This window comes from Flavobacterium sp. UBA7680 (assembly GCF_002482975.1).
Classification (GTDB): domain Bacteria; phylum Bacteroidota; class Bacteroidia; order Flavobacteriales; family Flavobacteriaceae; genus Flavobacterium.
In genome coordinates, this window is record NZ_DLHA01000021.1 from 29,799 (window position 1) to 51,290 (window position 21,492).

The following is a 21,492-nucleotide window of genomic DNA, read 5'->3' on the forward strand; positions in this document are numbered from 1 at the left end:
GGAGCTCAAAAACCTAGAACTGTTAACCTAAACGATCTTAAGTAATGGGAGTTATTCACAAAATCGGTAGAAGAAAAACCGCTGTTGCACGTGTATATGTTTCTGAAGGAACAGGAAAAATCACTGTAAACAAAAAAGAATTCGCAACTTACTTTCCAACTGCAACTTTACAATACAAAGTTTTACAACCATTATCTATGACAGAAAATGCTAGTAACTTTGATGTAAAAGTAAACGTTTACGGAGGTGGTTCAACTGGTCAGGCAGAAGCTGTAAGAATGGCATTAGCACGTGTAATGTGTGAAGTGAACATCGAAAACAGAGCTATCTTAAAACCAGAAGGTTTATTAACAAGAGATCCAAGAATGGTTGAACGTAAGAAATTCGGTCAGAAGAAAGCTCGTAAGAGATTCCAATTCTCTAAACGTTAATATTACCTGTCTTGTTCAAATGGGACAAGACATTATCAATTATTTATTGAAATTAAAAAACACAGTTATTGTTGCTCTCCTATCGAGGTAGGATATAGTTTAGCATCTAAATGTATAAAGCCAGAGAAATCGCCATTTATACATTGCTAATCAACAGAACGTAAACTAGTACAAAAATGGCAAACAAAATAGAAGTAAAAGACTTACTAGAAGCAGGTGTTCACTTTGGACACATGACTAGAAAATGGGATCCAAACATGGCCCCTTACATTTATATGGAGCGTAATGGTATTCACATTATCAATCTATATAAAACTGCAGCTAAAATTGAAGAAGCTAACGAAGCTTTGAAAAAAATCGCTGCATCAGGTAGAAAAATCTTATTCGTGGCTACCAAAAAACAAGCTAAAGACATCGTTGCTGATAAAGCAAAGGCTGCAAACATGCCTTACATCACTGAAAGATGGCCTGGTGGAATGCTAACTAACTTCGTAACTATCAGAAAGGCAGTTAAAAAAATGTCTTCTATTGATAAAATGAAGAAAGATGGTACTTTCATGACGTTATCTAAAAAAGAGCGTTTGCAAGTTGATCGTCTACGTGCTAAATTAGAGAAAAACTTAGGTTCAATCGCTGATATGTCTAGACTACCTGCAGCATTGTTCGTAGTAGATATCAAAGCTGAACACATCGCAATAAAAGAAGCACAAAAATTAAACATTCCAGTTTTCGCAATGGTTGATACGAATTCTGACCCAAGAGAGGTTGATTACGTTATTCCTGCAAATGATGATGCTTCTAAATCAATTGACAAAATTTTATCTTTAGTAACTGCTGCTGTAATCGAAGGTCTTTCTGACAGAGGTTCTGATAAAGAAGCTGAAGTTTTCACAGAAGAAGCTCCTGCTGCTGAAGCTGCTGCTCCTGCTGTTGAGGCTGCTCCTGCAACTGAAGAATAAATCAAATTTAAATTCCAAATTTTAAATTCTAAAATCCAAACCAAAATTAAAAACGTTATGTTGATAATTTAATAAAATTGGAGTTTAGAATTTAAAAGATGGAATTTTTACTTTTAACATTAAAATTCAAAATATTATGGCAACAATTACTGCTGCAGACGTAAATAAATTAAGACAATCTACAGGTGCCGGAATGATGGACTGTAAAAAAGCTTTAGTTGAAGCTGATGGAGATTTCGATAAAGCTATACAAGTCCTTAGAGAAAAAGGACAAAAAGTTGCTGCTAACCGTTCTGACCGTGAGTCTTCTGAAGGAGCTGCTGTTTCTTTTGTTAATGCTGACAACACTAAAGGAGCGATCATCACTTTAAACTGCGAAACTGATTTCGTAGGTAAAAATGAGGCTTTCGTAACTTTGGCTAAAGATTTAGTAGAAAGAGCTATCAACTTCTCTTCTAAAGAAGAATTCTTAGCTTCAGATTTCAACGGAATTACTGTTGCTGAAAAATTAATCGAGCAAACTGGTGTTATCGGTGAAAAAATCGAAATCGGTGGTTTTGAAATTTTAGAAGGTGCTTTCGTTGGATCTTATGTTCACGTTAACAAAATTGCTGCATTAACTGCAATTTCTACTGCAATTCCTAATGCTGACGTTTTAACTAAAGATGTTTCTATGCAAGTTGCTTCTATGGGAGCTGATACATTATCTTACAAAGATTTTGATCCAGCTTTCGTTGAATCTGAACTTGTTGCTCGTATTGCTGTAATCGAAAAAGATAATGAAGAAGCAAAACGTTTAGGAAAAACTTTAAAAAATGTTCCTAAATATATTTCTTTCTCTCAATTAACTGAAGAAGTTTTAAAACAAGCTGAAGAAGATGCTAAAGCTGAATTAAAAGCTGAAGGTAAACCAGAGCAAATTTGGGACAAAATTATCCCAGGAAAAGTACAGCGTTTTATCTCTGACAACACTACTTTAGATCAAGAAAAAGCTTTGTTAGATCAAAACTTTATCAAAGACGATAGTAAAAAAGTTGGTGATTACGTTAAAGGATACAACGTTGAAATTACAGGTTTCAAAAGAGTTACTTTAGGTTAATATATTATTATTTCAATATAAAAAGCCCGAATATTAATTTATTCGGGCTTTTTTATTTTCAGTTTTTAACTTTCAACAGGAAAATTTCGCGCGCGCATCAAAGCACCAGATTTTGGAGCATGACCTCTAAAATCCTCATACATACTTTCATTGTCTACACTATTCCCAACACTTAAAACAATCTCATAAAGACGTTCTGCCACTTTTTTATCATAAGGCCCGTCTGCTTCCAGAAAAGCTTCATAAGCGTCGGCATTTATTACGTCGGCCCATAAATAACTATAATATCCCGCTGCATATCCGTCACTTGAAAAAATATGAGCAAATTGTGGAATTCTATGTCGCATCACAATCTCTGAAGGCATATTAATTTCTGCCAAAACATCTTTTTCAAATTGATGCGGATCTACAGTTTCTGTCGTTAAGTGCAGTTTCATATCTACAAAAGAACTCGAAATCGTTTCAACAGTTGCAAAACCTTCATTAAAATTAGCCGCTTTTTCTATTCTTTCAACCAAAGATTCTGATAATGGCAGGTTTGTTTTATAATGAACTGCAAACTTATTCAACACTTCCGGAGTTGCCAGCCAATGTTCCAGTAATTGCGAAGGAAACTCAACATAATCTCTCGCAACCGAAGTTCCCGACAAACTCGGATAAGTAACATTTGAACATAATCCGTGCAAAGCATGCCCAAATTCATGGAATAAAGTTGTAGCATCGTCCCACGAAATCAATACCGGATCATCACTATTTCCTTTTATAAAATTGCAGTTATTCGATACGATAGGCAGTACGTTTTGTTTTATTTTTTGCTGATCTCTATGCGAATTCATCCACGCTCCAGAACGCTTACCAACACGTGCATAAGGATCAAAATACCACAGTCCGATTAATTTGCCTGTATTCATATTATTCACTTCCCAAACGCGAACATCAGGATGATAAACCGGAACATCAAATAATTGTTTAAATCCTAGATTAAATAATTCGCCCGCAACCCAAAACATGGCTTCACGTAAATTTTCTAACTGAAGATATTGTTTTATCTCATTTTGGTCTAAATCATATTTTGCTTTGCGCACTTTTTCTGCATAATAACGATAATCCCAAGGCTGAATTTTAAAATTTCCGCCTTCGTTATTTACCATTTCCTGCATTGCAGCAACATCATTTTTCACTTTTTCAACAGCTGGTTTCCATACCGATTCCATTAAATCCAAAGTTTTCTGTGGGTCTTTAGCCATTTTATTAGACAAACTCCACTCAGCAAAATTTTTAAAACCTAATATTTTGGCTTTCTTCGCACGCAATTGTAAAATTGAAACCAGCGTTTCATTAGTATCATTTTGATTCTTGTTATCACCGCGTTTTACAAAAATATCAAATGCTTTTTCTCGTAAATCTCTTCGATTTGAGAAAGTCAGAAACGGTTCTATCGAAGACCTTGTATTACCAATACTAGCTAAACTATTCAGTTTTCTTTCTTTGGCTTCAGCAATTGCTGCATTTTTAAATTCCTCAGGCAAACCATCCAAATCATTTTCAGATTTTAATTCCAAAAACTGATCGTTTTCCTCTGCCAATAATTTTTGGCTGAAAAGTGTAAAAAGTCCGGCAAGTTCCTGATTAATTCTCGCGACTTCCTTTTTATCTTCTTCATTTAATTCAGCTCCTTCTCGAACAAAATCGGTATAATAAAGCCAGAGCAAACGCTGTTGTTCAGTATTTAACGTTTTACTTTCGGCAGCTTTATACAGTTTTTCAATTCTCAGGAACAATTTATCGTTTTGATAAAGTTTATCACTAATCTCTGCCAGTTTTGGAGACATTTCTGTATCAACTACATTAAATTCAGGACTGCTTAAATTGGATCTGTAAATTCCGTAAACAGCATGAATTCTGTCCAGTTTTTCGCCCGAAAGCTCTAAAGCCACAATCGTATTATCAAAAGTAGGCTCTTCTGCATTGTTTGCAATTGCATCAATCTCCTCTAATTTTTCCTGAATAGCAAACTCAATTGCAGGTTTAAAATCAGAGATTTTATATTTTGTAAAATCCGGAACTCCGCCATAAGCACCGGACCATTCCTGAAGTAACGGATTATTTAAATCTATTTGTGTTTTCATAATAAAATGCATTAATAATTTTATGCTTAAATAATTTCCAAAAAGAAAATATCACAGTATCTCAAAATTAACCAATCAAAAGCAAACTTCAAACGAACTCATTAATCCATTTCGAACATTTGAAGAAATAGTTTAAATTTGAATCATCATAACCAAAATAACATGTTTAAAACCCGAAAAGAAATTGTCTTTGTAGTTCTATCAGGAATATTTATCACGAATGCCGTTGTGGCTGAACTTATTGGAGGAAAATTAATTCAGATTGGTCCTTTTGTAATGAGTATAGGAATTTTGCCTTGGCCGATTGTTTTTCTAACTACCGATTTAATTAATGAATACTTTGGTGAAAAAGGAGTAAAAAAACTCTCTTTCATAACCGCTTGTTTAATCGCATATGCTTTTTTAATTTTATTTATGGCGATTGTAATTCCGGCAGCAAAAGGAATTAGTCCAGTTAACGACGAGCAGTTTCAAGCCGTTTTTGGACAGAGTATGTGGATTATCTTCGGAAGTATAGTTGCTTTTATGGTATCCCAGTTAATCGATGTTTGGATTTTTTGGTTTTTCAAAAAAAGAACCGGAGAAAAGAAAATATGGTTACGAGCAACTGGTTCTACTGTAATTTCTCAATTGTTTGATTCTTTCATTGTACTTGGAATTGCTTTTTGGCTTCCGGGTAAAATTGATTTTGACACTTTTATTTCGTCTGGATTAATCGGATATACGTTTAAATTATCGATCGCTATTTTATTAACGCCTGCCATTTATGCCGGCCATCATTTGATTAAAAAATATTTAGACCAAGATTCTACCCATAATGAATCATAATTAATTTATAAAAAATGGAACCAATAAGATGCGGCTGGTGCTCAGCCAGTGATTTATACAAAAAATATCATGACGAAGAATGGGGCGTTCCTGTTTATGATGATGCATCTTTATTTGAGTTTTTAATTTTAGAAACTTTTCAGGCTGGATTAAGCTGGATTACCATTTTAAATAAAAGAGAGAATTTCAGAAATGCTTTCGATCATTTCGATTATAAAAAAATTGCCAATTATTCTGAAGATAAAATCGAAGAATTAATGCAAAATACAGGCATTATTCGAAACGGATTAAAAATAAAAGCAGCCGTTTCAAACGCTCAGGCTTTTATGAAAGTTCAGGCAGAATTTGGAAGTTTTTCAGATTACATCTGGAAATTCACCGATGGAAAACCTATCAATAACAATCCAAAAACTTTAAAAGATGTTCCGGCTACAACTCCGCTTTCAGATGCTATCAGCAAAGATTTAAAAAAACGAGGTTTCAAATTCGTGGGTTCAACCGTTATTTACGCTCACATGCAGGCCACCGGAATGGTCAATGATCATATTGAAAACTGCTGGACGAGAACAAAATAGTGTACAGTCGCAGTCGCAGTTTTCAGTGACAGTTTTCAGTTTTTTTGAACCTGAAACTTGAAACCTTAAGCTTTTAAACAAAAATTACATATATTTGCTTCACACTTTAGGGGTGTCTACAACTTGTAGGCTGAGATTTTACCCTCTGAACCTGATCTAGTTCATACTAGCGTAGGGAAAAGTAAGATGACTTCTGCACGCATATTTTTATGCGTTCTTGTAGCCATTCCTAGAGTAGAGATGCATCGCAATGCATCTGTAAAAAACTCTAAACTCAGAAGGAATGGAACTAAAAATCAATCAACAAACTAAACATTTCAATGCTGAATCGCTAAGCGTTCAATCATTGCTCGATCTCGAAATTCCGCACAAACAAAACGGAATCGCCGTTGCTATTAACAACACTGTTGTTCCAAAAATCAAATGGAACGAATTCCTCGTACAAGAAACTGACGAAATTTTGATTATTTCTGCCACGCAGGGCGGGTGAAATTCAAATCCCAAAAAATAAAATCCAAATTCCAATTATATACTGGACGTAGACGCACTGCTGTGCGTCTCTACGGAAAAAAATGCGTTAAAACACAATCCATATCAACTTGAAACTTTAAACCTGAAACAAAAAACAACTAGACATATGACTACAGAAGAACAAATATCCAGAACCCCATTTCCGAATTCTAAAAAAGTATATATAGATGGTGAAATTCATCCTATAAAAGTGGCAATGCGTGAGATTCATCTTAGCGACACGAAACTTTCAAACGGTGGAATCGAAAAAAATCCGCCTGTAACGGTTTATGACACTTCTGGTCCATATACAGATCCAAATATTGAAATTGATATTCGAAAAGGATTACCACGCTTACGCGAAAGTTGGATTCTAAATCGAAATGATGTTGAGATTTTAAGTGAAATCACTTCAGATTACGGACAAAGCCGATTACGTGATGAAAGCCTGAATCATCTTCGTTTTGAATATTTACATCAGCCAAAACGTGCTAAAAAAGGTGCCAACGTAACGCAATTGTATTACGCCAAACAAGGAATTATTACTCCGGAAATGGAATATATAGCGATTCGAGAAAATCAGCGCATTGAGCTTTTAAACGAACAAACTAAAGCCATGCAATGCCAGCACGGCGGTCATAGTTTTGGAGCCAATACACCAAAAAGCAAAATCACTCCAGAATTCGTTCGCGCAGAAGTAGCTTGCGGAAGAGCCATAATCCCAAACAATATCAATCATCCTGAAAGCGAACCTATGATTGTGGGTCGTAATTTCTTAGTAAAAATTAATGCCAATATCGGAAACAGCGCAGTGACTTCGAGTATTGAAGAAGAAGTTGAAAAAGCCGTTTGGGCTTGCCGTTGGGGTGCTGATACCATTATGGATTTATCTACAGGAAAAAATATTCATGAAACCAGAGAATGGATTATTCGTAATTCCCCAGTTCCAATTGGAACAGTTCCTATTTATCAGGCCTTAGAAAAAGTAAAAGGAATTGCCGAGGATTTAACTTGGGAAATTTTCCGAGATACTTTAATCGAACAAGCAGAACAAGGCGTTTCTTATTTCACCATTCATGCTGGCGTTTTACTTCGTTACATTCATTTAACTGCAAATCGTGTTACTGGAATCGTTTCTCGCGGCGGATCAATTATGGCAAAATGGTGTTTATTTCATCATAAAGAAAACTTCCTTTACACTCATTTTGAAGAAATCTGCGAAATCATGAAACAATATGATGTTGCTTTTTCTTTAGGAGACGGTTTACGTCCGGGTTCTATTGCCGATGCTAACGATGCTGCACAATTTGCCGAATTAGAAACTTTAGGTGAATTAACCAAAATTGCATGGAAACATGATGTTCAGGTTTTCATTGAAGGCCCGGGACACGTTCCGATGCACATGATTAAAGAAAACATGGACAAACAATTAGAACATTGTCATGAAGCTCCATTTTATACTTTAGGCCCTTTAACCACCGATATTGCACCGGGTTACGATCATATTACATCGGCAATTGGTGCTGCAATGATTGGCTGGTACGGCTGTGCGATGTTGTGTTATGTAACTCCAAAAGAACATCTTGGTTTACCCAATAAAAAAGACGTAAAAGATGGTGTCATCACTTATAAAATTTCGGCTCATGCTGCAGATTTAGCAAAAGGTCATCCGGGAGCGCAATATCGAGATAATGCATTGAGTAAAGCTCGTTTTGAATTCCGTTGGGAAGATCAGTTTAATTTGGCTTTAGATCCAGATACAGCACGAGAATTCCACGATGAAACGCTTCCTGCCGACGGTGCAAAAGTGGCTCATTTCTGTTCAATGTGCGGACCAAAATTCTGCTCTATGAAAATATCTCAGGAAATTAGAGATGTCGCTGCCGCAGAAAAAGGAATGCAGGAGAAATCAGAAGAGTTTATTGAGCAGGGGAAAGAGATTTATATTTAGAAAATAGAGTAAAGAATATAGATATGGTTGTGATCTCTAATCCTTTTGCTGTTGCAGATGAAATCAAAATAATTCATTCTTTATTTGAAGAAGGATTGTCTTTGCTTCATATTCGGAAACCTGATTTTTCTGAATTGGAAATGGCGCAGTTTATTCATCAAATTGACTTAGAATTTAGAGATCGAATTGTCTTGCATAATTATCATTTGTTAGCAGAAGATTTTGGAATTAACAGAATTCATTTTTCTGAAAAAGAAAGAAACCGCATTCATGATTTTCCTGCAAGGTTTCCAAAACCTTGTAGGTGTAATTTTTCCACATCAACACATTCTATAGAAGATTTTAATTCGTTAGAAAATGATTTTGATTATGCGTTTCTAAGCCCTGTCTTTAAAAGTATTTCAAAGGAAAATTATGAGCCAAAAACAGATCTTTTTGAAGCATTAAAATCTAGAAAAAATCACAAGACAAAAGTGATTGCTTTAGGCGGAATTGATTCTCAAAACATTCAAAAAACAATGAAAAATGGATTTGATGATATCACTCTTTTAGGAACAATTTGGAATAATGAAAACCCGATAAAACAATTTAAATTATGTCAGCAAATCGTCCTTTCGTACTTACAATCGCAGGTTTAGATCCGTCTGGCGGCGCGGGTATTTTGGCAGATATCAAAACCTTTGAACAGCATAAAGTAACCGGTTTTGCTATTACAACAGCCAACACGATTCAGACCGAAAATACATTTTATGAGATTCAATGGACAGATTTGAGTTTTGTTATTCGTTCAATCGAAACGTTCTTTTTAAATTATAAAATCAATGCTGTTAAAATTGGAATTGTTTCTTCTTTGTACGATTTAAACCGAATTGTTTCGACGATAAAAATGCTTTCTCCCTCAACTAAAATTGTTTGGGATCCTGTTCTTAGATCGACAACAAAATTTGAATTTATGGACATTAAAGATTATTCTGATTTACATAAAATGTTGTCTGAAATTGATTTAATTACACCGAATTACAATGAAATTGAGATTTTATTTCCGGGGTTTATTTCAAAGAATCTTCATCCGAAAGATGAAATTCCAACAAATATTTTATTAAAAGGCGGGCATAACGAATCAGCTATAGGAACTGATCTTTTATTTCTTAAAAATGAAGTTTTGGATTTGCTTCCAACTAATAAAAAATGCTTTGAAAAACACGGTTCCGGCTGTGTACTTTCTTCTGCAATTACTTCTAATTTGGCCTTAAATCAAAATATAACAGAAGCCTGTAAAAATGCTAAAATATATATCGAAAACTACCTGAGTTCAAGTTCAACATTAATTGGATATCACTATGTATAACAAATTGCAATACATTTCACAAGGCGAAACCAGCAAAGAACAACTGTACAATATTCATCAGGCGCTTGATGCTGGCTGTAAATGGGTACAAATGCGTTTTAAAAATCAAACCAACAAAGAAACATTTGCTGTAGCAGAGAAGGTAAAACCTTTATGCGAAGAGTATCTGGCTAATTTTATTATAAATGATGATCTGCATCTCGCTGAGCAGATTGCTGCAGACGGAGTTCATTTAGGTTTAACCGATATGAAAATCGATGAAGCGAGAGCCATTTTAGGAGCAACAAAAATTATTGGAGGAACGGCTAATACTTTTGAAGATATTCAAAATCATGTCAAAAATGGCTGTGATTATATTGGTTTAGGCCCTTTTAGATTTACGGTTACAAAGGAAAAACTAAGTCCGATTTTAGGGTTATCAGGATATTTCGAGATTCTCCAAAAAATGAAAAAGGATAAAATCGAAGTTCCGGTTTATGCTATTGGCGGTATTACATTAAAAGATGTGAGTCCATTAATGGAAACCGGAATTCACGGAATTGCCGTTTCTGGAATCATTACAGAAAGTGCAGAGAAAAAAATACTAATTAAACAATTAAAGGAAAAATTACATGCAAACGTCATTGTTTAATATTGGAGATAAAAGCTTCAAATCCCGTTTGTTTTTAGGAACAGGGAAATTTGGTTCAAACAAAGAAATGGAAGAAGCGATTTTAGCTTCGGAAAGTGAATTGGTTACTGTTGCTTTAAAACGCATTGATTTAGAAACTGAAACCGATGCTATCCTTTCGCATTTACAGCATCCGAATATTAATTTACTGCCGAATACTTCCGGAGCGAGAAATGCAAAAGAAGCTGTTTTTGCTGCTCAATTGGCTCGTGAAGCACTTGAAACAAATTGGGTAAAACTGGAAATTCATCCGGATCCAAAGTATTTAATGCCAGATCCTATTGAAACTTTAAAAGCTACGGAAGAATTGGCTAAACTTGGTTTTTTTGTTCTGCCATACATTCACGCTGATCCTGTTTTATGCAAACATTTAGAAAGTGCAGGAACAACTGCCGTGATGCCTTTAGGTTCACCAATTGGAAGCAATAAAGGTTTAAAAACCATTGATTTTCTAGAAATTATAATTGAACAAAGTAATGTTCCTGTAATTGTCGATGCTGGAATTGGCGCTCCATCTGACGCTGCAAAAGCAATGGAAATTGGTGCCGATGCTGTTTTGGTTAATACTGCAATTGCCGTTGCCGGAAATCCAAAATTAATGGCCGAAGCTTTTAAAGAAGCAGTAATAGCAGGAAGAAAAGCCTTTGAAGCTCGAATTGCTAATCAGCAAAATTATGCTGCTGCTTCTAGTCCTTTGACTTCATTTTTATATGATTAATAATTTTAAGCGCAAAGAGTTTTTTAACGCAAAGAACGCAAGGTTTTTTCGCAAAGTTCACAAAGCTTTGTGGACTTTTTGTTAAAAACAAGAACTCAAAGCTTAGGGAACTTTGCGTATTCTTAGCGCACTTTGCGGTAAAAAAAAACATTCAAAATGAACACATTTAAATCAATTTTTGAGCAATATAATTGGGATATTATTCAATCTAAAATATACCAAACCACATCAAAAGATGTCGAGCGAACTTTGGCTAAAACCAAACTCAATCTCGATGATTTTTTGGTTTTGACCTCCCCTATTGCTCAAAATTATTTAGAAGAAATGGCACAGAAATGCCATGAAATCACCAAGAAACGTTTCGGGAAAACAATCCAAATGTATGCGCCGTTATATTTAAGCAACGAATGCCAAAATATCTGTACATATTGCGGTTTTAGTTTAGACAATAAAATCAAGCGAAAAACACTTTCTGATGCTGAAATAAAGCTTGAAGTTGAAGCTCTAAAAAACACAGGTTTTGATCACGTTTTATTGGTTACAGGCGAAGCAAATTATACCGTTAATATCAATTATTTCTTAAATGCAATTGCTTTAATTCGGGAAGAATTTTCGATTATTTCTGTTGAAGTCCAGCCGCTTTCTACCGAAGATTATGAACGTTTACATAACGCCGGAGTATACTCGGTTTTAGTTTATCAGGAAACGTATCATCAGGAAGTTTATAAAAAATATCATACCAAAGGCAAGAAATCAAATTTCGATTATAGGCTTGAAACTCCTGATAGAATTGGCACTGCAGGAATTCATAAAATTGGTCTAGGCGTTTTATTAGGTTTAGAAGACTGGAGAACTGACAGCTTTTTCAATGCTTTACATTTAGATTATCTTCAAAGAAAATACTGGCAGACGAAATATTCGGTTTCCTTTCCCCGCCTCCGTCCCGCCGAAGGAATTATTGAACCTAATTTTATTATGGACGATAAAGATTTGACACAATTAATCTGCGCTTATCGTTTGTGGAATGAAGATTTAGAAATTTCGATTTCAACGAGAGAAAACGAAAAATTCAGAAACAACATAATTCCAATTGGAGTTACCAGTATGAGTGCCGGATCTAAAACAAATCCGGGTGGTTATGTTGTTGATCCACAATCTTTGGAACAATTCGAAATCAGCGATGAACGTTCTGCAGATGAAATTTCAAAAATTATAAAAGATGCCGGATATGAACCAGTTTGGAAGGACTGGAGCAAAAGCTTTATTTAAAATTCCAATATTTTAAATCCCAAATTCCAATCTAAAATCTAAAATCAACAATCTAAAATTGCAAAGTGAGCATTATACAAGAATTCCTCCGTTACAACAGACAAACTATTCTTCCAGAAATTGGCGATGAAGGCCAGGAAAAACTAAAAAAGGCACGGGTTTTAGTAATTGGTGCAGGCGGTTTGGGCTGTCCTATTTTACAATATATTGCAACTGCCGGAGTGGGTTTTATCGGAATAATGGATTTTGATACGATCGAAATTCATAATCTGCACAGACAGATTTTATATACTGAAAATGAAATTGGTCAATTTAAAGCAATTGTGGCTAAAGATGTTGTTTCAAAGCTGAATCCGTTAATTGAAGTCGAGGCCATTCAGGAAAAATTAACTTCTCAAAATGCATCAAAAATTATACAGCAATATGATATAATTGTGGATGGCTCAGATAATTTTACAACACGTTATTTGGTCAATGATACTTGCGTTCAACTTAACAAGCCTTTAGTTTACGGAAGTATTTTAAAATTTGAAGGACAAATTGCCGTTTTCAATCACAACGGAAGTAAAAATCTTAGAAATTTATTTCCAGAAATGCCTGATCCAAAAGATGTTCCGAATTGTGATTTAAATGGCGTTTTGGGAACTTTACCCGGAATTATTGGAAATATGATGGCGCACGAAGCACTTAAATTAATTTTAGAATTACCTACTTTAAAAAACGAATTAGTTCTTTTTAATACGCTGAACTGGAATTTTACAAAACTGAATTTCTAGAAAATAAGTGCGTCTCCAACCTTAATATTTCCAGAATTTAAACTCACGATATTAGTCCCGAATAAAACGGAATTATTTACATTTCTGTATTTGCTTAAGGTTTTTAAAGGCTCTTTTTTTAAACGTCCGTTTTCCGGATCATTATTAACCATAATACATCTTCCGCAAGGTTTTACATTTTTAAATTGAACTTCCCCAATCTTAAAAGTATTAAAATCATCTTCTTCATGTTCACTTTGACTGCTAATTACAATATTGGGACGAAACCTTTTTATTGTAATTTTTTCATCGAGTTTGTCATTCAAAAAATCAAGACTTTTTGATCCAATTAATAAATACGGGTAACCGTCGGCCAGACTTACATTAAAAGTTTCTTTTAATCTGGAGCTTTCATGTTTGCGACTTCCAATTTTTAGGATTTTGACCAGTTTACATTCAAAACCCAAATGCTGGCTAAACCATTTTGAAGTGGCATGATTTACCTCAACAACTTCACTTTTATCATCCCAAACATTCACTTTTATAGCGTTTTCTAAATGTTCGTTTATAGAAAATTCGTGCTTTTGATCCTGAAAAGTAATACTGATTTTTCCGTCTAAAATTTGTGGATAAAACTGGCTCATAATGCGATGTTCTCTTTGCGTCAGCATTTGATTTTCAGCATCAATTAACATCCATCTTCGGTCATTTTCAAATCCCATTTCTTCGGCCAGAGCAGATTGGACACTGATTCCTGCTAAGCTTTTTATCGGATAAATGTAAATTTCTTTTACAACATGAACTGCACTCATTTTTATTTACTTTTTAAAATGGACATAAATTCGTCACGATCAATTTCGCGACATCCTAAACTATCTAAATGCGGATTATAAACCTGACAATCTAATAATTTATAATTCTCTTTTTTTAAATGATTTACTAAAGATATAAATCCCACTTTTGAAGCATTTGACACTTTAGAAAACATACTTTCACCACAAAAAACATGGCCTAAATCTATTCCGTATAAACCGCCTACTAATACCTCATCCTGCCAAACCTCAACAGATTTTGCAATTCCTTCTTTATGAAGTTCGCAATATGCTTCGATCATTTCATCAGAAATCCAGGTTCCGTCCTGACCGTCGCGCAATATTTTTTGACAATTTAAAATTACTTCTTTAAAACGTGTATTAAAAGTAACCGTAAAAATATTTCTGTTCAGAATGTTACGCATACTTTTAGAGACAATTAACTCATCCAGAAACAAAACCATACGCGGATCCGGGGCCCACCAAATAATGGGTTCTCCTTCATTAAACCAAGGAAAAATACCGCTTTTGTAGGCTAGTTTTAGTCGCTCTGGATTTAAATCACCGCCAATTGCCAGAATGCCTTCTTCATCGGCTTCTGAAACTGGAGGAAAAAATAGATCTTCGAATAAGTAATACATTTTTAATACTCAATTTTTAAAATTACAAATTCCAATAAATTGAAATCTCAATACTGAAATTCCAAATTCCAAACTTCCGCAATCTTGTCATTTCGACGTAAGGAGAAATCGCACGAGTAATTCTACAAAGCGAATCGACAATCTTTGACGAGTTTCGTGTGCGATTTCTCCCTTCGGTCGAAATGACAACCTTTGTGCTTAAATTTTATACAAAAAATTCCAAATCCCAAGTTCAAGCGAATGAATTGGAATTTGGAATTTATGTTTTGAAATTTAAACTTTCTTAGAACGGCAAATCGTCTGGTTCGTCTTCGTTTAAATTTGTAGCTGGAGCAAAAGCTTCTGGTGCAGGAACTGTAGGAGTTTGTCCTGGTCCTTCTGGCGCTAATCTTTCGATTCTCCAACCTTGAATACTATTGAAATATCTAGTTTCTCCTTGTGGATTAACCCATTCTCTTCCTCTTAAATTGATAGAAACTTTTACTGCCTCTCCTTGTTTATAGCTGCTTAATAAATCGCATTTATCTTGTGTAAATTCGATTAAAATGTGTTGTGGATACTGCTCATCAGTAGTAACTACTAATTCTCTTTTTTTGAATGAAGCACTAACTTGCTGCTCAGGATTAACCACTTTTACTTTTCCTATAACTTCCATCTTCGTCTATATTAATTGTTGTTTCTATTCTTATTTTTTAGCTAAAAGCACTTTCCATGCCGATTCTATATCATCATTATTCAGATATTTTTTGGCTTCTAAGTGTACCTTTTCCTGATCATCTGAGCTTAAAACTCCTTTTACAGAAAAATTTTCCTTCACAAATATACTAACTTCTTCCTTTGTAGGCAAGGCTTCGATATTTCCTAATTTCCCAAGGTCATTCCCGTTAAAAACAGGGCTTTCCTTGATAAAATTCGGAATTACGTCAACACCAACACCTAAAGTTGTCAGCGGTTTTGGCACTTCAAAAAGCCCTTGGTTCGATCTTGAATACCAATTTCCTCCAAGTCTTGAAACCAAATCTATTTTATGCTGATCGATCGCTCCGTTTTCATCTAAAATTGATTCGTGAATGTGAATTTTTACTACTTCACACAAAATCAGGTTTCCTGCTCCTCCTTCTGTTCCTAACGGAATAATCTGCGTTATCTTGCATTCAAACTGAACCGGAGATTCTTTTACGCGATACGGTTTTACCAAATCTGACGGAATCTGCGTTAAGCCTGCTTTGATAAATTCGTTTACACCTTCTCCATATTCTGTACTTGCTAACGAAGTCTGCTGTACCAAATCATAATTTACGACGTTAATAACAACTTCTTTTGTCTCCTCAGCATTAATTAAAGTATGTTTTACAGTATTGTCGCGCACGCGTCTTGATGGCGAAAAAACCAGAATTGGCGGATTAGCACTAAAAACATTAAAGAAACTAAATGGAGATAAGTTTGGAATTCCTTTTTCGCTTATTGTACTTGCAAAAGCAATTGGTCTCGGCCCTACCGAACTTTGCAGATAGGCGTGCAGCTGCGGCGTTGTAATTTCTTTTGGATTGATGCTAATCATAATTTTCTAGTTTAACCGAACCTCATTTCGGTCGTACAAAAGTAGAGAAATCGTTCAATTCATGGAAATAGTTTTTGAAGATAAAACCAAAAAAACTTTTAAAGCCCTGCAAAATATAAAATGTGTTAATTTCGTTATATTTATACCTCAAAAATTAATTTATGCGTTTTTCTGAAAGTAGAAATACAACTCGCTGGGTCATCATTATTATTTCCTTTTCAATCATTACTTTGATTCTTTGGAATACTTATACTTTTTTCCAGATTTTTAAAAATGAAGAACGTCTGAAAATGAACCTTTTTGCGAATGCGCAAATTACAATTGTTAATGCAGACGAAAATACCGATGTTGATCTTCCGCTTCAAATTTTCAGCAACAATACTTCAATTCCTGCCGTAGTAATGCTTTATGGCAATGTTGTAAGTTCTAAAAACGTTCCTGATGATATTCTTAATGACAAGAAAAAATTAAAAAATTTCCTGAAGAATTTAAAAAATGAAAATGAACCCATTACGTTTGAATATGCTCCGGGAAAATATCAACATTTGTATTATGGTAATTCTGAATTGCTGAATAAACTAAAATATTACCCAATTGCCTTATTGCTGATTATATTTTTATTTGTTGCTTTAATTTATAATTTTTACAAAAGCACTAAAATGGCGACACAGAACAAATTGTGGGCAGGAATGGCAAAAGAAACTGCACATCAAATTGGAACACCGCTTTCTTCATTAATTGGCTGGGTTGAAATTTTAAAAACCGAAGAAATTGATCAATCTATAACATTGGAAATAGAAAAAGATATTGATCGATTACAAACTATTACGGATCGTTTTTCTAAAATTGGTTCCATTCCTGTTTTAGAGCCTTATGATATTGTCAGCGAGACTTTAAATACTTACGAATATTTACAATCTCGTTTTTCTAAACAAGTTTTATTCTCCTATCAGGCTCCTGAAAAACTTATTTTTACTTTAATTAATCCAACGCTTCACAGCTGGACGATTGAAAACCTGATCAAAAATGCAATTGACGCCATGAAAGGAAAAGGAAGTTTAGAACTTTCGATTGAGCAGGATTCTCATCACGTAAAAATAAATGTAAAAGATTCTGGAAGCGGAATTCAAAAAAAACAATTCAAAACTATTTTTGAACCCGGTTTTACAACAAAAAAACGCGGCTGGGGTTTAGGACTTTCTTTAACGAAAAGAATTGTCGAAGAATATCACAACGGAAATATCAAGGTTTTACATTCTGAAATTGGAAAAGGAACTACTTTTCAAATCAGTTATAAAATAGTTGAGCCTCTTTAAAAAATAGAAATAAAAAAAAACACCAACTCATATTCTGAATTGGTGTTTTTTTATGTCAGGTTGAGCGAAGTCGAAACCTCTTTTAAAACTTAACTCGGACTTCGACTTCGCTCAGTCTGACAGTTATTTTTAAAGATTTGCCTGAATGTCTTTTGCTAAAGCTTCAAATTCATCTTTTGAAAGAGAAACTTTATTTTGAAAACGCATTTCGTCCATATGATTTAATGGAATCAAATGTACGTGTGCATGAGGAACTTCTAATCCTACAACTGCAATTCCGATTCTTTTGCAAGGAACCGTTTTTTCAAGGGCAGCGGCAATTTTTTTAGAAAATTTCATCAAACCTAAATACAGTTCATCATCCATATCAAAAATCTTGTCGATTTCTTGTTTCGGAATACAAAGTGTGTGTCCTTTAGCATTTGGATTTACATCTAAAAAAGCTAAAAAATTATCATCTTCAGCAATTTTATATGCAGGAATTTCTCCGTTTACTATTTTAGTGAATATGCTGCTCATTATTTTATCTTTAAAATCTTAATAGTGTGATTGCTTCGTTCCTTGCAATGACTTAGTCTCTTGAAATTTCCAAAATTTCAAATTTCAAAACACCGTTTGGTACTGTAATCTCTGCTACTTCGCCAACAGATTTTCCTAACAAACCTTTTCCAATAGGAGAAGTTACAGAAATTTTTCCTGTTTTTAAATCTGCTTCACTTTCTGCAACAAGTGTATATTTCATTTCCATTCCGTTGCTTTGATTCTTAATTTTTACATTAGAAAGCACCAATGCTTTTGAAACATCTAATTGTGATTCGTCAATTAATCTTGCGTTAGAATATACTTCTTCCAGTTTAGCAATTCTCATTTCTAATAAACCCTGCGCTTCTTTTGCTGCATCATATTCGGCGTTTTCAGATAAATCACCTTTGTCTCTTGCTTCTGCTATATCTTGAGATGCCTTTGGACGCATTACACTTTTTAAATGCTCCAACTCATCTTTTAATTTTTTTAATCCTTCTGCTGNNATAAGATACTTTACTCATAACTTCATCGTTTATATAAATACAAAAAATCCCATCGGGACGGGATTTTGTATTACAAATATACTATTATTTTTAATAGTACATAATTATATGTTAATCATATAAAAATCAAATCTAAATAAATTATTTTTGTTTAACTAATTCTTATTAAAATAATGAAAAAAATCTGGCTCTTAATTCTTTTAGTTTCTGTGCTTTTGGCATGCAGCGACCACGAACGCAGTAATAAAAATCCTTACATACCTAATTACACCGTTAATTTGTCTGTAGACATGAACCTGCCTGCTTATTCAAATCTTAAATTTGTAAGTAATGCTGTTATTGTTCCTAATTACGGAGCAAAAGGAATTATTATTTTTAATGCAGGAAGCGGTTATAATGCATTTGATGCAGCGTGTCCAAATCAGGAAATAACTTCTTGCGTTGCCATGACAATTGATGGTATAAATGCCGCGTGTTCGTGTGATAAAACTTCTTACAGTTTATTTACCGGACTTGGAGGAAAAGAATATCCGCTAAAACAATATAAAGTACAAGTAACCGGAACTGTGATTCACGTTTACAATTAGAAATAAAAAAAGCCTGAAAGTTTAAATTTCAGGCTTTTTATTTTTTAGAATTTCAATGTTAATCCGGCTAAGAAATTAATTCCTGCCTGCGGATAGTAATAGGGATAAATATCCCACATTGCTCCGTTTGAAACATATTTTTTGTCTAAAATATTATTTACCAACCCTGTTATTGTAATTGATTTAAAGATTGATTTTGGTTTTATTTCATAAGAAACATTCAAATCGTTTACAAAATAATCAGCCAGTTTAGCTTCTGGCAATTCGATATTATTCATGTATTGTTCGCCCACATACTTTTGCAATAAAGAAATATACAAACTCTTAATTGGACTGTACACAATTATATTTCCGGCAATAACTTCTGGCGAATAAGCAATTTTTGTTGTTCCGTAATATTGTCCTTCAACTGCAAGATCAACGTTTTTATTACTGCTAAGTGTAAAATTTGGTCTAAGAATAAATTTTTCTGAAAGCGAGATTGTAGCATCAAATTCAAATCCTAAACGGTAGCTTTTTTCAGTATTGGCACGAATTGGCGCTCCAACATCATCTAATCTTCCCGTTAAAATTAATTGGTCTTTGTAACCCATGTAATAGAAATTCGAATTCAATTGAAATTTCTCTGAATTAAATCTCCATCCTAATTCAAAATCATTAAGTTTTTCCGGTTTTACATTTCCGCCTTCGTAATCCGTTCTGTTTGGTTCACGATTCGCACGAGCATATGAAAAATACAAGGTGTTTTTTTGATTGATTTCGTAGTTCAAACCCGCTTTTGGGTTAAAGAAATTGAAAGTATCATCAACTAAACCTGTCTCTGGACTATCTGCTTTATATTGTACTCTTCTATATTGTAAATCGCCATAAAAGCTTAGTTTTTCTGTAAACTGATAATTTGCTTTTGCGAAGATATTTCCATCGGTTTTTGTAGAAAAATCATCGTAATAATGGTCTCCTAATTCTGACTGTGCTGAATTTCTTGCCCAAATTACTTTTCCGTAATGATCGCCTTCGTATTTGTTCCAGCCGCCGCCAAGAATAACATCTAGTTTTTCATCTTTATATTTTGCTGAAAATGTAGTTCCGTAAAAATCATTATCTAACCATTTTTGACGTACCAAATCTGTGGTTGTAATTGCTCCAACAGGATTTAAATTATAATCAGCCATATCGGCATCTTCTTTATAATTTTCATAGTAGCCCTGCCCTTTTGTATAATGCAAAGCTAAATTAGTACTCCATTTATCAGAGAAAGATTCGCTCCAGTGTAACTGATAATGATCTTGTTTATAATTGTCAGTTTCATTGTCATAAAAACGCACATTTCCTGCTTCATCTGTATACATTCCTGCAGAGTTAAAAGTACGGTCTGAATTTAAAGTTTCACCGTCAATTCCGTTCCAGGATTGGTATGTTTTCTCTGTACCGCCAAAAACCAAGGCTTTAATTAAAGTTGTTTTTCCAACATAAGTTCCCTGCAAAAAATATGATTTCAAGTCCGAACTCGCTCTGTCAATATAACCATCAGATTTAATTCTGGACAAACGTCCTGCCAATTCAAAATGATCATTTAGCAGACCAGTGCTGAATTTTACTGTTTCTTTTTGAGAATTAAAACTTCCAAACGAACCTGAGATCTCTCCAGTTGGTTTAGATGCATAACTATCTGTCAACATATTTAAACTTGCTCCAAAAGCTCCAGAACCATTAGTAGAAGTTCCTACTCCACGCTGTAATTGTAAGCTTTCTACAGAAGAAGCAAAATCGGGCATGTTTACCCAAAAAGTTCCCTGACTTTCAGCGTCGTTATAAGGAATTCCATTTATGGTTACGTTTACTCTTGTAGCATCGCTTCCGCGGACACGGATTCCGGTATAACCAATTCCTCCTCCTGCGTCAGAAGTTGTAACAACAGATGGCAAATAATTCATTAAAACAGGAATATCCTGTCCAAGATTTCTGAATTTAATTTCCTTTTTATCCATATTACTAAACGTAACCGGAGTTTTAGCCGTAACACGAACTGCCGAAACCAAAACATTATCAAGCTGATTTACTTGAGTTGAGTCTTGTTCCTGTCCGAAAGAGTAAAAAGTAAAGAAAATAGAGAATAGAATAAAGAAAATAGATTTTTGGTTCAACTTAGAACCTTTGCAACTTAATACCTTAGTACCTTCAAAAATAGTTTTCATTCGTAAAGAATTACGAATAAAAGGGGGAATTATTCTTTTGTTAAATTAATAAATGTGTTTCACGACAAAACAAAGTATTCACACTGAAATTGTCGTTTTTTCCCTTAGCA

22 protein-coding genes, 1 pseudogene and 1 riboswitch are annotated in these 21,492 nt (G+C 34.2%); of the genes and pseudogenes, 15 read left to right on the forward strand and 8 right to left on the reverse strand.

Features of this window, described 5'->3' with window-relative positions; translation table 11 throughout:
• The first annotated feature begins 44 nt into the window (after positions 1-44).
• The 3 genes from rpsI to tsf all read left to right on the forward strand — a co-directional run bounded on the left by rpsI (position 45) and on the right by tsf (position 2,489).
• Positions 45-431 carry a 30S ribosomal protein S9 gene (gene rpsI / locus B3C18_RS08325; protein ID WP_017497947.1) on the forward strand — a complete coding sequence of 129 codons (387 nt, stop codon included), beginning with the start codon at positions 45-47 and terminating at the stop codon, positions 429-431.
• Positions 432-607: 176 nt separating this feature from the next.
• On the forward strand, positions 608-1,390 hold the full coding sequence (gene rpsB / locus B3C18_RS08330; RefSeq protein ID WP_121326891.1) for a 30S ribosomal protein S2: 783 nt from the start codon (positions 608-610) through the stop codon (positions 1,388-1,390).
• A gap of 136 nt (positions 1,391-1,526) precedes the next feature.
• Positions 1,527-2,489 carry a translation elongation factor Ts gene (tsf, locus tag B3C18_RS08335; RefSeq protein ID WP_291145260.1) on the forward strand — a complete coding sequence of 321 codons (963 nt, stop codon included), beginning with the start codon at positions 1,527-1,529 and terminating at the stop codon, positions 2,487-2,489.
• Positions 2,490-2,554: 65 nt separating this feature from the next.
• Here tsf and B3C18_RS08340 read toward each other — a convergent pair whose 3' ends face one another.
• A complete protein-coding gene (locus B3C18_RS08340; protein WP_291145264.1) occupies positions 2,555-4,618 on the reverse strand; it encodes a M3 family metallopeptidase in 2,064 nt (687 codons plus the stop codon).
• Between the two features lie 162 nt (positions 4,619-4,780).
• On the opposite strand from B3C18_RS08340, the gene B3C18_RS08345 reads away from it, so the two are divergent.
• The 10 genes from B3C18_RS08345 to B3C18_RS08390 all read left to right on the forward strand — a co-directional run bounded on the left by B3C18_RS08345 (position 4,781) and on the right by B3C18_RS08390 (position 13,263).
• Positions 4,781-5,446, forward strand: coding sequence for a queuosine precursor transporter (locus B3C18_RS08345; RefSeq protein ID WP_291145268.1), 666 nt, complete (start codon positions 4,781-4,783; stop codon positions 5,444-5,446).
• Between the two features lie 14 nt (positions 5,447-5,460).
• Positions 5,461-6,021: a DNA-3-methyladenine glycosylase I gene (locus B3C18_RS08350; protein WP_291145270.1), complete on the forward strand. Its 561-nt coding sequence runs from the start codon at positions 5,461-5,463 to the stop codon at positions 6,019-6,021.
• Positions 6,022-6,119: 98 nt separating this feature from the next.
• Positions 6,120-6,216: riboswitch (TPP riboswitch) on the forward strand.
• 88 nt (positions 6,217-6,304) lie between these two features.
• The gene (gene thiS, locus B3C18_RS08355) at positions 6,305-6,511 is read left to right on the forward strand and encodes a sulfur carrier protein ThiS (protein ID WP_056208122.1); all 207 of its coding nucleotides are present in this window, start codon (positions 6,305-6,307) and stop codon (positions 6,509-6,511) included.
• A gap of 147 nt (positions 6,512-6,658) precedes the next feature.
• The gene (gene thiC, locus B3C18_RS08360) at positions 6,659-8,482 is read left to right on the forward strand and encodes a phosphomethylpyrimidine synthase ThiC (RefSeq protein WP_291145277.1); all 1,824 of its coding nucleotides are present in this window, start codon (positions 6,659-6,661) and stop codon (positions 8,480-8,482) included.
• Between the two features lie 23 nt (positions 8,483-8,505).
• The gene (locus tag B3C18_RS08365; RefSeq protein ID WP_291145280.1) at positions 8,506-9,120 is read left to right on the forward strand and encodes a thiamine phosphate synthase; all 615 of its coding nucleotides are present in this window, start codon (positions 8,506-8,508) and stop codon (positions 9,118-9,120) included.
• Positions 9,078-9,830 (forward strand): hydroxymethylpyrimidine/phosphomethylpyrimidine kinase, encoded by a 753-nt coding sequence (locus tag B3C18_RS08370; protein ID WP_291145283.1) that lies wholly within the window; start codon positions 9,078-9,080, stop codon positions 9,828-9,830. The genes B3C18_RS08365 and B3C18_RS08370 overlap by 43 nt, the downstream gene beginning before the upstream one ends.
• Positions 9,823-10,461, forward strand: coding sequence for a thiamine phosphate synthase (locus B3C18_RS08375; protein WP_291145286.1), 639 nt, complete (start codon positions 9,823-9,825; stop codon positions 10,459-10,461). The genes B3C18_RS08370 and B3C18_RS08375 overlap by 8 nt, the downstream gene beginning before the upstream one ends.
• The gene (locus B3C18_RS08380; RefSeq protein ID WP_291145289.1) at positions 10,442-11,218 is read left to right on the forward strand and encodes a thiazole synthase; all 777 of its coding nucleotides are present in this window, start codon (positions 10,442-10,444) and stop codon (positions 11,216-11,218) included. Before B3C18_RS08375 ends, B3C18_RS08380 begins: the two co-directional genes overlap by 20 nt.
• Before the next feature lie 156 nt (positions 11,219-11,374).
• Positions 11,375-12,487 (forward strand): 2-iminoacetate synthase ThiH, encoded by a 1,113-nt coding sequence (thiH, locus tag B3C18_RS08385; RefSeq protein WP_291145292.1) that lies wholly within the window; start codon positions 11,375-11,377, stop codon positions 12,485-12,487.
• 65 nt (positions 12,488-12,552) lie between these two features.
• Complete coding sequence (locus B3C18_RS08390; RefSeq protein WP_291145295.1) at positions 12,553-13,263, forward strand: HesA/MoeB/ThiF family protein; 711 nt, start codon at positions 12,553-12,555, stop codon at positions 13,261-13,263.
• On the opposite strand, the gene B3C18_RS08395 is transcribed toward B3C18_RS08390, so the two are convergent.
• From B3C18_RS08395 to B3C18_RS08410, 4 genes are all read right to left on the reverse strand, one after another.
• Complete coding sequence (locus B3C18_RS08395) at positions 13,260-14,054, reverse strand: MOSC domain-containing protein (RefSeq protein ID WP_291145298.1); 795 nt, start codon at positions 14,052-14,054, stop codon at positions 13,260-13,262. The genes B3C18_RS08390 and B3C18_RS08395 overlap by 4 nt on opposite strands.
• A 2-nt stretch (positions 14,055-14,056) precedes the next feature.
• The gene (aat, locus tag B3C18_RS08400) at positions 14,057-14,695 is read right to left on the reverse strand and encodes a leucyl/phenylalanyl-tRNA--protein transferase (RefSeq protein WP_291145301.1); all 639 of its coding nucleotides are present in this window, start codon (positions 14,693-14,695) and stop codon (positions 14,057-14,059) included.
• A gap of 283 nt (positions 14,696-14,978) precedes the next feature.
• Entirely contained in the window at positions 14,979-15,350 is a 372-nt protein-coding gene (locus B3C18_RS08405) for a DUF3127 domain-containing protein (RefSeq protein ID WP_291145304.1), read from the reverse strand.
• A gap of 30 nt (positions 15,351-15,380) precedes the next feature.
• Complete coding sequence (locus B3C18_RS08410) at positions 15,381-16,256, reverse strand: flavin reductase family protein (protein ID WP_291145306.1); 876 nt, start codon at positions 16,254-16,256, stop codon at positions 15,381-15,383.
• 161 nt (positions 16,257-16,417) lie between these two features.
• Between B3C18_RS08410 and B3C18_RS08415 the strand changes: the two genes are divergently transcribed.
• Positions 16,418-17,572 carry a sensor histidine kinase gene (locus B3C18_RS08415; protein ID WP_291145309.1) on the forward strand — a complete coding sequence of 385 codons (1,155 nt, stop codon included), beginning with the start codon at positions 16,418-16,420 and terminating at the stop codon, positions 17,570-17,572.
• A gap of 129 nt (positions 17,573-17,701) precedes the next feature.
• Here the strand turns inward: B3C18_RS08415 and B3C18_RS08420 are convergent, their stop codons facing one another.
• Positions 17,702-18,091, reverse strand: a complete 390-nt coding sequence (locus B3C18_RS08420; RefSeq protein ID WP_291145312.1) for an HIT family protein — start codon at positions 18,089-18,091, stop codon at positions 17,702-17,704.
• A 52-nt stretch (positions 18,092-18,143) separates the two neighbouring features.
• Positions 18,144-18,618 (reverse strand): annotated as a pseudogene (gene greA / locus B3C18_RS08425) (transcription elongation factor GreA).
• Between the two features lie 155 nt (positions 18,619-18,773).
• Between greA and B3C18_RS08430 the strand changes: the two are divergent.
• Complete coding sequence (locus B3C18_RS08430) at positions 18,774-19,187, forward strand: Rieske (2Fe-2S) protein (protein ID WP_291145315.1); 414 nt, start codon at positions 18,774-18,776, stop codon at positions 19,185-19,187.
• Positions 19,188-19,231: 44 nt separating this feature from the next.
• On the opposite strand, the gene B3C18_RS08435 is transcribed toward B3C18_RS08430, so the two are convergent.
• Positions 19,232-21,382 carry a TonB-dependent receptor gene (locus tag B3C18_RS08435; RefSeq protein WP_291145318.1) on the reverse strand — a complete coding sequence of 717 codons (2,151 nt, stop codon included), beginning with the start codon at positions 21,380-21,382 and terminating at the stop codon, positions 19,232-19,234.
• Positions 21,383-21,492 lie beyond the last annotated feature (110 nt).

Excerpts from the sequence above, each read along its gene's own strand:
- B3C18_RS08435 (WP_291145318.1), bottom strand. The coding sequence starts at position 21,382 with ATGAAAACTATTTTTGAAGGTACTAAGGTATTAAGTTGCAAAGGTTCT.
- thiS (WP_056208122.1), top strand. The coding sequence starts at position 6,305 with ATGGAACTAAAAATCAATCAACAAACTAAACATTTCAATGCTGAATCG.
- B3C18_RS08340 (WP_291145264.1), bottom strand. The coding sequence starts at position 4,618 with ATGAAAACACAAATAGATTTAAATAATCCGTTACTTCAGGAATGGTCC.
- B3C18_RS08415 (WP_291145309.1), top strand. The coding sequence starts at position 16,418 with ATGCGTTTTTCTGAAAGTAGAAATACAACTCGCTGGGTCATCATTATT.
- B3C18_RS08420 (WP_291145312.1), bottom strand. The coding sequence starts at position 18,091 with ATGAGCAGCATATTCACTAAAATAGTAAACGGAGAAATTCCTGCATAT.
- B3C18_RS08395 (WP_291145298.1), bottom strand. The coding sequence starts at position 14,054 with ATGAGTGCAGTTCATGTTGTAAAAGAAATTTACATTTATCCGATAAAA.
- B3C18_RS08350 (WP_291145270.1), top strand. The coding sequence starts at position 5,461 with ATGGAACCAATAAGATGCGGCTGGTGCTCAGCCAGTGATTTATACAAA.
- B3C18_RS08405 (WP_291145304.1), bottom strand. The coding sequence starts at position 15,350 with ATGGAAGTTATAGGAAAAGTAAAAGTGGTTAATCCTGAGCAGCAAGTT.
- aat (WP_291145301.1), bottom strand. The coding sequence starts at position 14,695 with ATGTATTACTTATTCGAAGATCTATTTTTTCCTCCAGTTTCAGAAGCC.
- B3C18_RS08410 (WP_291145306.1), bottom strand. The coding sequence starts at position 16,256 with ATGATTAGCATCAATCCAAAAGAAATTACAACGCCGCAGCTGCACGCC.
- B3C18_RS08345 (WP_291145268.1), top strand. The coding sequence starts at position 4,781 with ATGTTTAAAACCCGAAAAGAAATTGTCTTTGTAGTTCTATCAGGAATA.
- B3C18_RS08370 (WP_291145283.1), top strand. The coding sequence starts at position 9,078 with ATGTCAGCAAATCGTCCTTTCGTACTTACAATCGCAGGTTTAGATCCG.
- B3C18_RS08430 (WP_291145315.1), top strand. The coding sequence starts at position 18,774 with ATGAAAAAAATCTGGCTCTTAATTCTTTTAGTTTCTGTGCTTTTGGCA.
- B3C18_RS08365 (WP_291145280.1), top strand. The coding sequence starts at position 8,506 with ATGGTTGTGATCTCTAATCCTTTTGCTGTTGCAGATGAAATCAAAATA.
- thiH (WP_291145292.1), top strand. The coding sequence starts at position 11,375 with ATGAACACATTTAAATCAATTTTTGAGCAATATAATTGGGATATTATT.
- B3C18_RS08375 (WP_291145286.1), top strand. The coding sequence starts at position 9,823 with ATGTATAACAAATTGCAATACATTTCACAAGGCGAAACCAGCAAAGAA.
- tsf (WP_291145260.1), top strand. The coding sequence starts at position 1,527 with ATGGCAACAATTACTGCTGCAGACGTAAATAAATTAAGACAATCTACA.
- rpsB (WP_121326891.1), top strand. The coding sequence starts at position 608 with ATGGCAAACAAAATAGAAGTAAAAGACTTACTAGAAGCAGGTGTTCAC.
- thiC (WP_291145277.1), top strand. The coding sequence starts at position 6,659 with ATGACTACAGAAGAACAAATATCCAGAACCCCATTTCCGAATTCTAAA.
- rpsI (WP_017497947.1), top strand. The coding sequence starts at position 45 with ATGGGAGTTATTCACAAAATCGGTAGAAGAAAAACCGCTGTTGCACGT.
- B3C18_RS08380 (WP_291145289.1), top strand. The coding sequence starts at position 10,442 with ATGCAAACGTCATTGTTTAATATTGGAGATAAAAGCTTCAAATCCCGT.